We start from the raw sequence: 14000 nt of genomic DNA, 5'->3' as shown, positions 1-14000 counted from the left end.
GAGGAGTTTGGCGCCGTTCGCTGGAGGAAATCGTGAAATTTAACGCCATTCTGTGCGGGTGCGGAGCTATGTCCAAGGGCTGGCTCAAAGCCATCGCCTCGACGCCCGCGCTTGCCGAATCCATCGAGATCGTCGGCCTGGTCGATCTCAATCGAGCGACCGCTGAAAGCCTTGCGAGGGAGTTTTCTCTCGAAAATGCCGTCATCGGCTCGGACCTCGCCGAGGTCATTGCCGCGACGAAGGCCGATCTGGTGTTCGACGTCGTCATTCCCGCTGCCCGTTTCGGCATCGTGTCGACCGCGCTGAAGGCCGGCTGCCATGTCCTGAGCGAAAAGCCGATGGCAACCTCACTGGCCGAGGGTGCGGCCCTTATCGATCTCGCCACTGAAACCGGCAAGGTGCACGCCATCATCCAGAACCGCCGCTTTATCTCGGGCGTGCGCCGCATGCGCCGGCTCGTAGAGGAGGGGGCGATCGGCGAGCTTACCGGCATCCATTGCGATTTCTTTCTGGCGCCACATTTTGGTGGATTCCGGGAGGAGATGGACAACGTGCTTCTCCTCGACATGGCGATTCACACCTTCGACGCTGCCCGGTTCGTTGCCGGCAAGACGCCAATTGCCGTCTATTGCGTCGAGAAGAATCCCGCTGGCTCATGGTACAAGCACGGTGCGTCCGCGCATGCACTGTTCGAATTTTCCGACGATGTCGTCTTCAGCTATCGCGGCTCCTGGTGTGCCGAAGGCAAGCGCACGAGCTGGGAGAGCCAATGGCGGCTCACCGGCAGCAAGGGCATGCTGACCTGGGACGGCGAAGAGCATTTCGAAGCTTCCGTTGCGGGGCATGAACCCGGCCTGCTGCACGGTTTTACCCCAATCGAAGTTCCCGGTCCCGAGCATGATGAGGAGACGCATGGGCATGCCAGCGTCATCGCGTCCTTCATCGAGGCGGTGAAGACGGGCAAGCGGCCGGAAACCGAAAGCCGCGACAACATCCATAGCCTCGCCATGGTCCTCGGTGCGATCGAAAGCGCCAAATCGGGCCGACGTATAGACATTTCAGCATAAGGACAGTGAGATCATGACAAATCCGGTAAAGGCCATCCGCATCGGCACGATGATCAGGGCGACCAACGAAGATGCCGCCGCGGGCATTGCCAAGATCGCCGATCTCGGCTTCGAAAGCTTCGAACCCTTCTTCTGGCAGACGACCAACGGGCAGAACCTTGCCGAACTCGGCAAACGCTGCCTCGATGCCATCGGCAATCGCGATATTACGATCTCGACACTCGGCATGTTCGGCAATCCGCTCGAAAGCACGGATCTCGATCAGCAGACGCTGCAGGGCTGGAAGGATTGCATCGACAACGCCCATCATTTCGGCGCAACCTGCGTTGCCGGCTTTACCGGCCGCGTCCGCAACAAGCCGCTCACCGACAGCCTGCCGCGCTACAAGCAGGTCTGGAGCGAGCTTGCCAAGCGCGCCGCCGACAAGGGCATTAAGATTGCTTTCGAGAATTGCGCCATGGACGGCAACTGGGCGACCGGCGACTGGAACATCGCGCATAACCCCGATGCCTGGGAGCTGATGTTCAACGAGACCCCGGACGACAATCTCGGCCTGGAATGGGAGCCGTGCCATCAGATGGTCTATCTGATCGAGCCGCTGCCGCAGATCCGCAAATGGGCGAAGAAGATCTTCCACGTCCATGGTAAGGATGCGACTATCCGCTGGGATGTCATCAGGGAACACGGCATTTTCGGCAAGGAGAAGTTCGTCTTCATGCGCACGCCAGGCTTCGGCGACAGCAATTGGACTGATATCATCTCCGAATTGCGTCTTGCCGGCTGGTCCGGCTCGATCGACATCGAAGGCTGGCATGATCCGGTCTATCGCGATGAGCTGGAAATGACTGGCCAGATCCATGGCCTGAACTATCTCAAGAAGAGTCGCGGCGGCGAATTCGTCGAGTAGCGCGCAGCAGCCTGAATCTGGATCGATTTAGGGGAGGGGTTGTGCGCTCATTCGGGAAGCTGGAGCGGCTCTCTATAACGCTCCAGCCCAGCCCGGGCGTCGAAACGGAGGAGCGTAGCGAAGTCAAAAGACTGTTTGCCGGGCTCAGGATGGCGGACAGACATAAAGCCAAGAGGAAACGCCGATAGGCATCGCGAGCCATGCCGTCGGGCGGGTACCGTCACGGTTCGCAAAGTGGAGGAGAATATATGAACATGTTTTCGAAGCTGGCTATCTCGGCCGGCATGTCGCTCCTGTTGGCTGCCGGCGTGGCGCAAGCCCAGAGCAAGACATTTAACGTCTGGTGGTTCGAACTGCCGGATACTTCACAGGCCAAGGCATGGACCAAGGCGCTCGAAGAACTGAAAGCCAAGCATCCGGACGTCACGATCAATTTCGAACAGAAGACATTCGAGCAATTGCAGAAGGCAGGCAGCCTCATCCTCAATTCGGATCAGGCGCCCGATGTCCTGGAATATAATAAGGGCAATGCCACGGCGGGTCTCGTCGCCTCGCAAGGCCTGTTGACGTCGCTCGATGATCAATTCAAGGCGCGGGGCTGGGACAAGATTCTTAATGAAACCAATACCCAGCTCAGCAAATACGATGCAAACGGCATCTATGGTTCCGGTCCGATTATTGGTATTCCCGTTTATGGCGAATTCGTTTCGGTTTTCTATAATATCGACATGTTCCAGGCCAACGGCGTGAAAGTGCCGACCACGCTGGACGAGTTCGAAGCTGCGCTGGACACTTTCAAGAAGAAGGGCATTACGCCGCTAGCCTACGGTACGGTCGATTCCAACGCACAGCACCTGCTCTATACGCTGGCGCTGACGCAGGCTGACGACACCTGGGTCAAGAATTATCAGGGACTCAAGGCGCCGCTTGATACCAAACCCTTCCTGTTCGCCGCGCAGAAAATCGCTGACTGGGTGAGCAAGGGCTACATTTCGAAGGACTCGACGGGCCTGAAGGGCACCGGCGGCGCCGACAATCTCTTCTCGTCGGGCAAGGCTCCGATGTTCGTCAGCGGTACCTGGAACAATGGTAACTTCGCGAGTTCGATCAAGAACTTCAAGTGGAGCCAGTTCATCTTCCCGACCCCGAAGTACAGCACGGGTTCGACCGGCAACCTGTTCATGGTGCCCAAGGGCTCCAAGAACAAGGATCTCTCCTACGAGTTCATTGATCTCGTCTTGAGCAAGGAAAACCAGAACCTGCAGGCCAATCTCGGTGGCGTTGCCATCGCCGCCGATCCGGCCACGGTCACCGACGAAGTCGGCAAGCGCAACGTCGAGCTTTTCAACCAGATCTCCGGCAAGGGCGGCCTCGGCTTCTATCCGGATTGGCCGGTGCCGGGCTACTACGAGCTTCTCATCCAGGCGACCACCGGTCTGGTGAACGGCTCCACGACGCCCGATCAGTTCGTCGCGCGCCTGAAGAAGGCCTACGACGACGTGCAGGCGGCTCAATAACACCATCGGCGGCAATTCACGGCGGCGGGACGGCTTCAAGGCCGCCTCGCCGTATCGAACTGGAGGAATTCGATGGAGAAGTCGCAGAACGCCGGGAGAGCAGGGTACTATCTTTATATAGTCCCAGGCATGCTGGGATTTATCCTGGTGGTGCTCGTTCCATTGATCGCCAACTTCGCGATCAGTTTTACCACCTGGAAAGGCGGAAACATTGCACCGCGCTATGTCGGACTTGAGAACTACCAGAGGCTGCTCGCCGATACGGTATTCTGGAGCTCGATCCAGCACACGGTTCTGTTCATCATTTCGATGACGATCGTGCCCATTCTGCTTGGATTGGTTCTGGCGGCGGTTCTGTTCGACTATATCAGTGCGCAGTTCAGCGAAATGTGGTCGAGTTTCTTTCGCGCTGGCTTCTATCTGCCGCAAATTTTGCCATTGACAGCCGCCGGTGTTCTCTGGGCCTGGATCCTCAACCCGGTGGGTATCATCAACGCGGTGCTGAAAGGAATTGGCCTCGATTTCCTGGCGAAGAACTGGCTGGGGGACGCAAGCTTTGCGCTCTTGGCCGTTTCTGCCGTTATCGTCTGGGTGCAGGTCGGCTATTGCCTCGTCGTATTCATGTCCGGATTGGCGCGCGTCGATCCTTCGCTCTATGAGGCAGCAGAACTCGACAATGCGAGCTGGTTCGGGCGTTTCCGCTACATTACCATCCCCATGCTCATGCCGGAGATTTTTGTTGTCGCGCTGACGACGCTGATTGCGGCCCTCAAGGTCTTCGCGCCCATCTACGTTCTGACGTCCGGCGGCCCCGACAATGCGACGACGGTGCCGTCCTATCTGTCCTACTATCATTTCTTCACGACAAACCGCGTCGGTTACGCAGCGGCGATCGCGACCTTGCAGACAGCGATGACGATCGTGCTCGGCATCGTCTTCCTGCGCATGCAGTCGAAACAAGAGGGAGGGCGCTGACATGACGACCACGGCTTCGCTTTCGACTGAAGTTGCATCGGACATGCATGTGCATCATGGCCAGAAGAAGGGCTTTGCCCGCTGGATCGTCCTGACTATCCTGCTCGTGCTTCTCGCCGCCACGCTCTTTCCGTTCTTGCTGGCGGCTTTGAACGCCATCAAGACGCCGGTAGACTATGGGGCCAATGGTCCGCTTGCCTTGCCGCATAGTTTCGACCTGACGGCACTCAAGAACTTCTGGGCGACTGTCGATTTCACCCGCAAGCTCTTCAATAGCATTCTGATCAGCGGATGCACGGCTATCTTGGCCGTGGTCCTCAGTCTGCTCAATGCCTATGCGATCGGCATCGGGCGCGTCCGCGGCGGAAAAGCATTGCTGGTGATCTTGCTGATTTCCATCATGGCCCCGCAGGAGGCTTTGGTTTATCCGCTCTACTATATGGCGAAGCAGGTGGGCCTGTTCGACTCTATGCTCGCCGTCATCCTGATCTTCGGCGTCTTGCACACCGCGTTCGGCACTTATCTTCTGTCATCGGTCCTGACGACGTTCCCGCGCGAGATCATCGAGGCGGCGCAGCTCGACAATGCGAGCCGATGGCAAATTCTTTGGAAGGTGATCGTGCCGGTGCTGCGGCCGACGCTCGCGGTGCTCGCAACCTTCTTCTTCATCTGGACCTGGAACGAATTCCTGATTCCCCTGGTTTTCCTGGTCTCCAACAATAACCAGACGGTCTCCGTCGCCATGGGCGTATTGTCGGGCGCCAATACGCAGGACCCGACCGCGATTGCGGCGGCGTCGTTGCTCGGCGTCACGCCGACGGTGATCTTCTTCCTGATTTTCCAGCGCACGTTGACGCGTGGCGTGGCCGTTGGTGCCGTCAAATAGACCGAGGGAAAAGGCAGGTCTGACGAAGTTCAATTCTCCCGGAGGAGGAAAAAGTGGCAGGTATCAACATCAAATCCCTCACCAAGCATTTCGGTGCGGTGCAGGTTCTCAACGACATAGACCTGACGATTGAGCGTGGAGAGTTTGTCGTGTTCCTCGGCGGGTCCGGCTGCGGCAAGTCCACTTTGCTGCGGATGATTGCCGGGCTCGAGTCGATTACGAGCGGCGAGATTTGGATCGGGGGCAAGCGCGTCGACCAGCTTCCGCCTGGCGAGCGCGGCGTGTCGATGGTGTTCCAGTCCTATGCGCTTTATCCGCACATGACGGTTCGTGACAACATGTCGTTCGGCCTCAGGAACATCAAGACGCCGAAGGCTGAGATCGCCAAGCGCATCGATGCCGCCGCCAAGATACTGGAAATGCCGCATCTGCTCGACCGCCGGCCTTCCGAACTCTCCGGCGGCCAGCGCCAACGTGTCGCCATCGGGCGCGCCATCGTGCGCGAACCCGAGGTTTTCCTGTTCGACGAGCCGCTGTCCAATCTCGATGCCGGTCTGCGCACCCGCACCCGTGTCGAGCTCGCTCAATTGCATGAACGACTTGGCGCAACGATGGTCTTCGTCACCCACGACCAGGTGGAGGCGATGACGCTTGCCGACCGGATCGTATTGCTGAACAACAAGAAGATCGAACAGGTGGCGACACCAGTGGAGATATATACGCGTCCGGCAACGCGCTATGTCGCCCAGTTCATCGGCTCTCCTGGCATGAACTTCGTCAATGTCGCCGATGTGGGCGAAGCCGGCGGCTTTGCGGCGGCGACCTTGCCCGATGGATCGATCATTAAGACGTCTGTTCCGCTGAATGGTATCACGCGGTCCGAACTGACGCTCGGCATCCGGCCGGAATATCTGGTGGTCACGACGGCGGAGAAGGGCGACATTGCCGGCACCGTCGAGACGGTGGAGAGATTGGGCGACCGCTCGCTCGTCCATGTCAGGCTAAAGGACGGCTCGAAGATCATCGGGACCGATCCGGGCATGACCGCCGTCGCCACGGGGGCGCCGATCGCCTTTACCGTCAACAGCGCCAAGCTGACGATCTTCGACCAGAACGACGTGGCCCATCACTCCGCGATCGAAGGAACGCACTAGGAACCGAAAATAATCGCTGCGGCCGGCGCGGGGCGTCAAACCTGCCATTGACGAAACCGTCTAATTGGTATGTTATGTCGATATGTCCGATGCACACCACAGAAAGAAGCAGCCTTTGCTCGTCCGCCAGCAGTTGCTGGAGGTTGCAGCACGGCTGGCCTCGGAAAAGGGGATGACCGCGGTGACGCTGGATGCCGTTTCCGGCGCTTCCGGGGTCAGCAAGGGCGGGCTGCTGCACCATTTTCCCAACAAGAATACGCTTCTGGAGGCGTTGTTCGACAGTCTGCTCGAACGCCTGGACGGGGCAATCGAAGAGGCGATGCGCGCCGATCCTATGCCGCACGGGCGTTTTACGCGCGGCTATCTTCGTGCCTGCCTCGCGCTTCGCGATCAGCCGCAGGAAACGAGGGATTGGGCGCAGGTGACGATGGTGCTGCTCAGCGAACCGCAGTTGCGGCAACGCTGGCGCGATTGGGTGCGCGAGCGCAGCGAAGAATATGTCGGCACGGACTCGTCGGCGGATGCCGCGATCGTGCGCTTGGCGACCGACGGGATCTGGCTTGCCGACCTGCTTGGCAGCCATGAGATGGACGAGAGCGCCCGCGAGAAGCTGGTCGACCGGCTGATCGAACTCACACAGCTTTAGAGCACTTCCAGGAAAATTGCGCAGCGGTTTTCCGTCCGGAATGCGTAAAAACAAAAGGATAGAACGGTTCAGCGATTCCGTGAAACGCTGAACTGTTTTTGAAATCAAGGGAAGACCGTAAATGGCGAATGCATCTGTCTACGCGATGCTGCTGGTGGCGATTGTGCTGGAGGTGATCGGCACGACGGCTTTGCAGATGTCACAGCAGTTTACCCGCCTCGGTCCCTCGATCGTGCTTGTGCTCTGCTACGTCGCCGCCTTCTATTTCCTGTCGCTGACGCTGCGTGTCATCCCCGTCGGCATCGCCTATGCCATCTGGAGCGCGCTCGGCATCGTGCTGATCTCCGCCGTCGGCTTGGTGTTTTTTCGGCAGAAGCTGGATCTCGCGGCCGTCATCGGGCTGCTGTTGATCATCGCCGGCGTGCTCGTGGTCAACCTTTTTTCGAAATCCGTGTCGCATTAGAGCCGCGCTACACACCTGACATTCACGGTTTATAACATGTGACCGAAAACGTTTTCGGTTGCGGCGATTTTGGCTTTGTCAAATCGCCAACGAGCGGCTATGTCTTGCTCAGGAGGCCGACAGGAGACGTGAGCGGCTATTTCTCAAAGCGCTTTGGATCGGCAAACCATTCACTCAAATGTGTTTTAGAGGAGCACGGGAATGACCATTCGCACAGTCGTTTGGGGGGAGAATATTCATGAGCAAATCAACAGGGTCGTCGCCGAAATCTACCCCGAAGGGATGCACACGACGATTGCCAAAGCGCTGAACGCCGATGCCGGCATAGAGGCGACGACGGCGACGCTGCAGGAGCCCGAGCATGGCCTGAGCGAGGCACGGCTGAAGGACACGGATGTCCTGGTTTGGTGGGGTCATAAGGACCACGGCGCGGTTAAGGACGAAATCGTCGAGCGCGTCGCCAAGCGCGTCTGGGAAGGCATGGGCCTGCTCGTGCTGCATTCCGGCCATTTCTCGAAAATCTTCAAGCGGCTGATGGGCACGCCCTGCGCGTTGAAGTGGCGCGAGGCGGGCGAACGTGAGCGCCTTTGGGTCATCAATCCCCGCCATCCGATCGCCGCCGGTCTTGGCGAGCATTTCGAGCTGGAAAACGAGGAAATGTATGGCGAGCAGTTCTCCGTTCCCGAGCCGCTGGAAACGGTGTTCATTTCCTGGTTCCAGGGCGGCGAAGTTTTCCGCTCGGGCATGACATGGCGCCGCGGTGCGGGCAATATCTTCTATTTCCGCCCCGGCCACGAAACCTATCCGACCTATCACAATGAGACCGTGCAGAAGGTGCTGATCAACGCCGTCAAGTGGGCGCACAATCCGCTCGGCACGCAAGCAAGTATCCACGATGCGCCGAATGTCCCAGTCGAAAAGGCGCTAGAGCCGATCGTCGAGCGCGGCCCGAAACTCCACCAGGCCGGCGAAGCCGGTTATCGCTGAGGTACAATATGCGTCTCATAGTTGTTGGCACGGGCGGCATGGCAAAGAACCATGTGGAGCATTTCGCCCGTATTCCAGGTGTCGAGGTCGTGGGCGCCGTGGATACGGATGCGACAAGGCTCACGGCCTTCACCGATATGTTCGATATCAAGAAACGCTTTTCGTCGCTGGATGAAGCGCTCGCTTGGGGCGAGTTCGACGCGGCGACGAATGTTACGCCGGACCTGGCGCACCATCCGACCACCTTGCCGCTGCTTGCCGCCGGCAAGCACGTGCTCTGCGAGAAGCCGCTTGCGGAGAATTACGACAAGGCGCTGGAAATGACGGAGGCAGCCGAACGCGCCGGCGTCGTCAACATGGTCAACCTGACCTATCGCAATGTCGCGCCGCTGCAGAAGGCACGCGAAATGGTGATATCGGGTGAGATCGGCACAGTGAAACATGTGGAGGCGTCCTACCTGCAGAGCTGGCTCGTCTCAAGGGCCTGGGGCGATTGGCGCAGCGAATCCAAGTGGTTGTGGCGGCTATCGACCGGTCACGGTTCGAACGGCGTGCTCGGCGATATCGGCATCCATATCCTCGATTTCGCCGCCTATGGCGCGGCGACGGATATCGACCATGTCTTCGCCCGGCTGAAGACCTTCAACAAGGCGCCGGACGAGCGCATCGGCGAATATACGCTCGATGCCAACGACAGCTTCTCGATGACGGTCGATTTCGCCAACGGCGCGCTCGGTGTCGTGCATGCGAGCCGCTGGGCCACGGGTCATCTTAACGAGCTGAAGCTGCGTATCTATGGCGAGCGCGGTGGGCTGGAGATTTCCCACAGTCCGGCTGGCTCCGAACTGCGGGCTTGCCTCGGCGACGATACGGAAACGGCGACATGGAAGGTTCTCGAAGTTCCGCCTGTGCCGACCAACTATCAGCGCTTTGCTGAGGCCGTCATGACCGGCAGCCACCAGGACCCGACCTTCCGCCATGCCGCCAACCTGCAGCGGGTGCTCGATCTTGCGATGGTCACGGAAGTGGAGAGACGCGAACTGAAGGTTTGATGGCGCCTTTGCATTGTCTCCGACATTGACGCGGCCGCCTTCAGGTGGCCGTTTCTTTTGGAAACAGTAGAATTTGTACGCATATTTTGCTACTTTTGGTAACGCGATGATATCGTTGAAGATTTCATATATATTAGATACTGTGTATATTTAACATATTCTATAAAATATCGCTAATACCAAAAATGTTTCTTGTATTATTTAAAATTCGTATCAATAAACTGATTCGCGCAGAATACTTTTGGGTATTATGCGAAGTGCTTGGATCGGCCGATGAGGCCGAGGTGAGGGGACTATGCGGTTCGATCTCCATGCGCTCGACCGGGCAACGGACGGATTTTTCGGCGCTGCGCTGGATCCGGCGCTGTGGCCGATCGTGCTGGAGAAGGTCGCGGTGGCAACCGGATCCTACGGCGCTAACATCGCGCCGATCGCGGGTCGGTTGCTTGACACCTTCATCGTCACGGAAAGCCTTGCTCCCGCGATGGAGAATTATTTCGCGGAAGAATGGTACAGGCAGGATTTTCGCAGGCGTCACGTACCGATGATGCGGCAAGCGGGCGTGATGCTCGAGCAGGATTTTGCGGGTGAAGACGAGTTCAAGACACTCGATTTCTACCGCGCACAAGAACGTTTTGGCCTGCGTTGGTCGGCAATAATAGGTTTTTCGTCCGACGACGACCTCCTGGGATTTGCCTTGCAAAGGCGGATCGAGGACGGTCCCTATAGCCGAGACGAAGCAAGACATTTGCACCGCATACGTCAGAAACTTATGATCACGGCGAGAATTATGCGCGACATATCCGCAAGTGAAGTGAAGGGCATGGCGACCGCCTTCGAGATGGCCAATGTCGCCTGCGTGTTTTTCGATCGGATGGGTCTTGTGACCACCGTCAACGAGAAGATGCGCCGATTGCTCGGCCCCGATCTGCAAATCAGCCAGGGGCAAATGCGGCCGGTCCGCAAGGAGGACGCAAACGCTTTCGACCGGCAGCTCAAGGCCATATTGGGCGAGGAAAATCTGCTGACGACAGGGGAGCCCGACATCCTGCTGCTCAGCCGCAAAGGCAGGCGGCCGCTGATCGTTCGCATGCAGCGTCTCGATAGCGACATGCAGGATATCTTCTGCCATTCCTGCGCCTTTGCGACCATCGAGGATCCGGAGGAAAAAGTCCGCCAGCGCCCGGCAACGCTGACCAAGCTTTTTGGATTGACCCGCGCCGAGGCGGAAATCGCCCTGCTGCTCGCCCAGGGCATGACCCTGCACGACATCGCCGCTCAGCGTACCGTCAGCTATCAGACGGCCCGCGCCCATCTGAAGTCGATCTATCGCAAGACCGACACGAACCGGCAACCCGAACTCTCCCTGCTGCTGGCAGGGATTAGGATGGCCTGAGACGGCACTGGGACTGCGCAGTGATGTGCTCTCATACTCCGTTATTGCAACCGCTTGACGGAGCGGGGGCAGGGGAGCAGCATTCTTCCATGATCGTGTGAATGCGAGGTCATAGGAGAAGGGGTCATGTCCACCGAAGAAAAGGTTGCTAGCCACTATACGCATGGATCGCTGGGGGCGACGATCCTTGGCGCGCTCACGGCCAACGGCAAGGATATAGGTCATCTCAGCACCGACGATCTCGCCGGTGTCGATGAGTTCCATCTCGGACGGCGCGAGGCCACGGTGGAGTTTGCAAAAGATCTCGATCTGCTCGACGGCATGCGGCTCATCGACATCGGATCGGGGCTTGGCGGCTCCGCGCGCTATATCGCCAGCGCCTATGGCTGTATCGTCACCGGTGTCGATCTGACTGACGAGTTCGTCAATGTCGCCAATGACCTGACGGCGCGCTGCGGCATGGCCATGCAAGTGTCCTTCCATCAAGGAAGTGCGCTGGCGCTGCCTGTGGCAGATGAAAGCTTCGACCGCGCCACGTTGATCCATGTCGGCATGAACATCGAGGACAAGGCGAGATTGTTTGCCGAAGTACGGCGGGTGCTGAAGCGTGGCGGCCGGTTCGGTCTCTACGAGATCATGCAGGTCCGCGACGGCGCTTTGCCCTATCCGATGCCGTGGGCAATGACGCCGGAGACAAGTTTCGTGTGCAGCCCAATGACCTATCGCCAGCTGCTCAAAAAGGCAGGCTTCACGGTGGAGTTCGAGCAGGACCGTAGCGCCCTGGCAATCCGGATGGCGCAGGAAATGCGTGCAAGTGCGGCAAACAGCTGGCAGGGACTGAGTCTCGGCGCGCTGATGGGGCCGAGAGCGGCGGAGCGGATGGGCAATATCAGCACGGCAGTCGGAAGCGGGCTGGTTGCACCGATCGAAATGGTTGCCAAGGCCGAGTGATGAAAGCCAAGCCTGCTGTGTCCGGATTGACAGGGGCGTTCGCCTGTCTATATGGAAAATCCAACGGCAATGGATTCTGCCGGGCCATGGTGGCCGAACCGCTGCTCTGAATTTCCAGGGACGCTAATGACTCCTACTCGATACGCCCGATGGGGCGAAGGAGTAGAGCCATGTCTGCAATTCTGTTGTTACCCCTTTCTTGTTCAACGATCATTTTCCTCGAAAGATTCGCCGCTGGTCTTCCGGGAGAGGCGAATTGATGTCCGCATCCTTGTTTTTCCATCGTTTTCAGCAACTTCGCAGCATCCTCAAACGGATCATCGTGATGGGGCGATGATGTCGATCGCGGTTCCAAAAAACAGATATCGTGTCTAATTTTTACCCGGGGAGTTTTATGAATTATCTAATCGTCTTCCTTGGCGCTGGATTGGGCGGCGCCTTTCGTCTCGGTGTCAATCAGGCCGCGCTGCGTTTGTTTGGACTCGGCTTTCCCTTTGGGACGGTCGCAGTCAATATCGTCGGCTCATTGGTCATGGGTCTGTTAACGGAATATTTCGTGCTCCGCAGTGGTCTGTCGCAGGAACTGCGGCTGTTTCTGACTACAGGCGTTCTTGGCGGCTTTACGACATTCTCGACCTTCTCATTGGATACCATCGCTCTCTGGGAGCGGGGCCAATGGGCGACCTCATTGATCTATGTCGCGCTTTCCGTCTTTTTGTCATTGGGCGCATTGGTCGCCGGGCTCATGATCATCCGGCTGCTCGGACAAAACCAATTGGCATAGCTATCGGCTCTGCATGCTGTCGATGACGCGCGGCTATCGAAAATGTGAAGCTGCCTGCGGCAAAAAGCATTGTTGCCGGCCGTATTTTTGCCGATTCCGCGGCGCAGCATTTCGGGAAATTCGTTGGGATTTCATCGCACGACGAGGCGCCGCTCTCATGAACGGTTCCCCTTGCGAAATTCGACCAACGAACTCATATAATCGCCTATTATGATCATTGCATAACAGAGGAGTCGCGCGCCGATCAGGGGATGGGCCAGGCAAGCACCCGAATTGCCGAACTGTCGCCCTCCAAGATTTCCACGCAATTTCTCCTAAGACAAGATTTCCTCCCCCAATACAGCCCTTATCAGACAGACATGACGGAGAGCATTTTGAGCGCACCAGCTCCCACAACCACCGGACAGCGTGCTCCGGAACAAACCTTCGGCACGACCGGCATCGCGCCGATGGATCGCCCCAGCGCTATGACGCGCTTTTTCATGGGTATCGTCGCCTGGGCCGAAGGTCTCAATCTGAAATATGCCAAGCTCGGCAATCCGCCGGTCTACGACAATGCAACCTTTCCCTGGGCGGCCGAGATCGAGAAGGACTATCCCACGATCCGCGCCGAACTGGAAAAGGTGTTGCTGCGGCAGAGCGAGCTGCCGACCTTCCAGGATATCTCCACCGATGTGAAGACGATTTCGACGGATAGCCGCTGGAAGACCTTCTTCCTTCTCGGCTTCGGCGTGAAGTCGGAACAGAACATCAAAGCCTGCCCGAACACCTGGGCGGCCGTGCAGAAAATTCCTGGCCTGAAAACGGCGATGTTCTCGATCTTCGAGCCAGGCAAGCACCTTCCGGCTCATCGTGGCCCCTATAACGGCGTGCTGCGACTGCATGTGGGCCTTATCGTGCCGGAGCCGAACGATCAGCTTGCCATCCGCGTCGACAGGCAGGTCTGCCACTGGCAGGAAGGCAAGGCGCTGATTTTCGACGATGCCTATGAGCATGAGGCCTGGAACCACACCGACAAGACCCGCGTCGTGCTTTTCGTCGATTTCGTCAAGCCGCTGAAATTCCCGGCCCGCCTGGTCAATTGGGCGCTGATGAACCTGGCGATCTTCACGCCCTTCATCCGCGAAGGCCTCGACAATCACAAGGAATGGGAAAAGAAGTTTTATGCCGAAGCCGAAGCGCTGAGAAATCGTCCAAAGGCATAAGGCATATCAG

At 58.1% G+C, this 14000-nt stretch carries 14 protein-coding genes; all 14 read left to right on the top strand.

Going from position 1 to position 14000, the window contains the following annotated elements:
* Positions 1 to 32: 32 nt before the first annotated feature.
* A complete protein-coding gene (locus tag QA646_RS11435; RefSeq protein WP_283055578.1) occupies positions 33 to 1067 on the top strand; it encodes a Gfo/Idh/MocA family oxidoreductase in 1035 nt (344 codons plus the stop codon).
* A 13-nt stretch (positions 1068 to 1080) separates the two neighbouring features.
* Positions 1081 to 1974, top strand: a complete 894-nt coding sequence (locus tag QA646_RS11430) for a sugar phosphate isomerase/epimerase (RefSeq protein ID WP_283055577.1) — start codon at positions 1081 to 1083, stop codon at positions 1972 to 1974.
* A gap of 248 nt (positions 1975 to 2222) precedes the next feature.
* The gene (locus QA646_RS11425) at positions 2223 to 3491 is read left to right on the top strand and encodes an extracellular solute-binding protein (RefSeq protein WP_283055576.1); all 1269 of its coding nucleotides are present in this window, start codon (positions 2223 to 2225) and stop codon (positions 3489 to 3491) included.
* 72 nt (positions 3492 to 3563) lie between these two features.
* Positions 3564 to 4466 carry a sugar ABC transporter permease gene (locus QA646_RS11420; protein WP_283055575.1) on the top strand — a complete coding sequence of 301 codons (903 nt, stop codon included), beginning with the start codon at positions 3564 to 3566 and terminating at the stop codon, positions 4464 to 4466.
* Position 4467: 1 nt separating this feature from the next.
* A complete protein-coding gene (locus QA646_RS11415) occupies positions 4468 to 5352 on the top strand; it encodes a carbohydrate ABC transporter permease (RefSeq protein ID WP_283055574.1) in 885 nt (294 codons plus the stop codon).
* Between the two features lie 53 nt (positions 5353 to 5405).
* Complete coding sequence (ugpC, locus tag QA646_RS11410; protein WP_283055573.1) at positions 5406 to 6506, top strand: sn-glycerol-3-phosphate ABC transporter ATP-binding protein UgpC; 1101 nt, start codon at positions 5406 to 5408, stop codon at positions 6504 to 6506.
* A gap of 82 nt (positions 6507 to 6588) precedes the next feature.
* Positions 6589 to 7152, top strand: coding sequence for a TetR/AcrR family transcriptional regulator (locus tag QA646_RS11405; protein ID WP_283055572.1), 564 nt, complete (start codon positions 6589 to 6591; stop codon positions 7150 to 7152).
* Between the two features lie 121 nt (positions 7153 to 7273).
* Positions 7274 to 7615 carry an SMR family transporter gene (locus tag QA646_RS11400; RefSeq protein ID WP_283055571.1) on the top strand — a complete coding sequence of 114 codons (342 nt, stop codon included), beginning with the start codon at positions 7274 to 7276 and terminating at the stop codon, positions 7613 to 7615.
* 201 nt (positions 7616 to 7816) lie between these two features.
* Positions 7817 to 8602, top strand: a complete 786-nt coding sequence (locus tag QA646_RS11395) for a ThuA domain-containing protein (RefSeq protein ID WP_283055570.1) — start codon at positions 7817 to 7819, stop codon at positions 8600 to 8602.
* A gap of 8 nt (positions 8603 to 8610) precedes the next feature.
* Complete coding sequence (locus tag QA646_RS11390; protein WP_283055569.1) at positions 8611 to 9654, top strand: Gfo/Idh/MocA family oxidoreductase; 1044 nt, start codon at positions 8611 to 8613, stop codon at positions 9652 to 9654.
* Between the two features lie 295 nt (positions 9655 to 9949).
* Complete coding sequence (locus QA646_RS11385) at positions 9950 to 11050, top strand: helix-turn-helix transcriptional regulator (RefSeq protein ID WP_283055568.1); 1101 nt, start codon at positions 9950 to 9952, stop codon at positions 11048 to 11050.
* Positions 11051 to 11176: 126 nt separating this feature from the next.
* On the top strand, positions 11177 to 12001 hold the full coding sequence (locus QA646_RS11380; RefSeq protein ID WP_283055567.1) for a class I SAM-dependent methyltransferase: 825 nt from the start codon (positions 11177 to 11179) through the stop codon (positions 11999 to 12001).
* Positions 12002 to 12395: 394 nt separating this feature from the next.
* Positions 12396 to 12785, top strand: a complete 390-nt coding sequence (gene crcB, locus QA646_RS11375; protein ID WP_283055566.1) for a fluoride efflux transporter CrcB — start codon at positions 12396 to 12398, stop codon at positions 12783 to 12785.
* A 359-nt stretch (positions 12786 to 13144) separates the two neighbouring features.
* Positions 13145 to 13990 carry an aspartyl/asparaginyl beta-hydroxylase domain-containing protein gene (locus QA646_RS11370; RefSeq protein ID WP_283055565.1) on the top strand — a complete coding sequence of 282 codons (846 nt, stop codon included), beginning with the start codon at positions 13145 to 13147 and terminating at the stop codon, positions 13988 to 13990.
* The last annotated feature ends 10 nt before the right edge of the window (positions 13991 to 14000 follow it).

Source organism: Rhizobium sp. CB3090, from assembly GCF_029714285.1.
Taxonomy (GTDB): Bacteria; Pseudomonadota; Alphaproteobacteria; order Rhizobiales; family Rhizobiaceae; genus Rhizobium.
The sequence above is the reverse complement of the archived record's forward strand: the minus strand, read 5'-3'. Positions and strand labels throughout refer to the sequence as shown.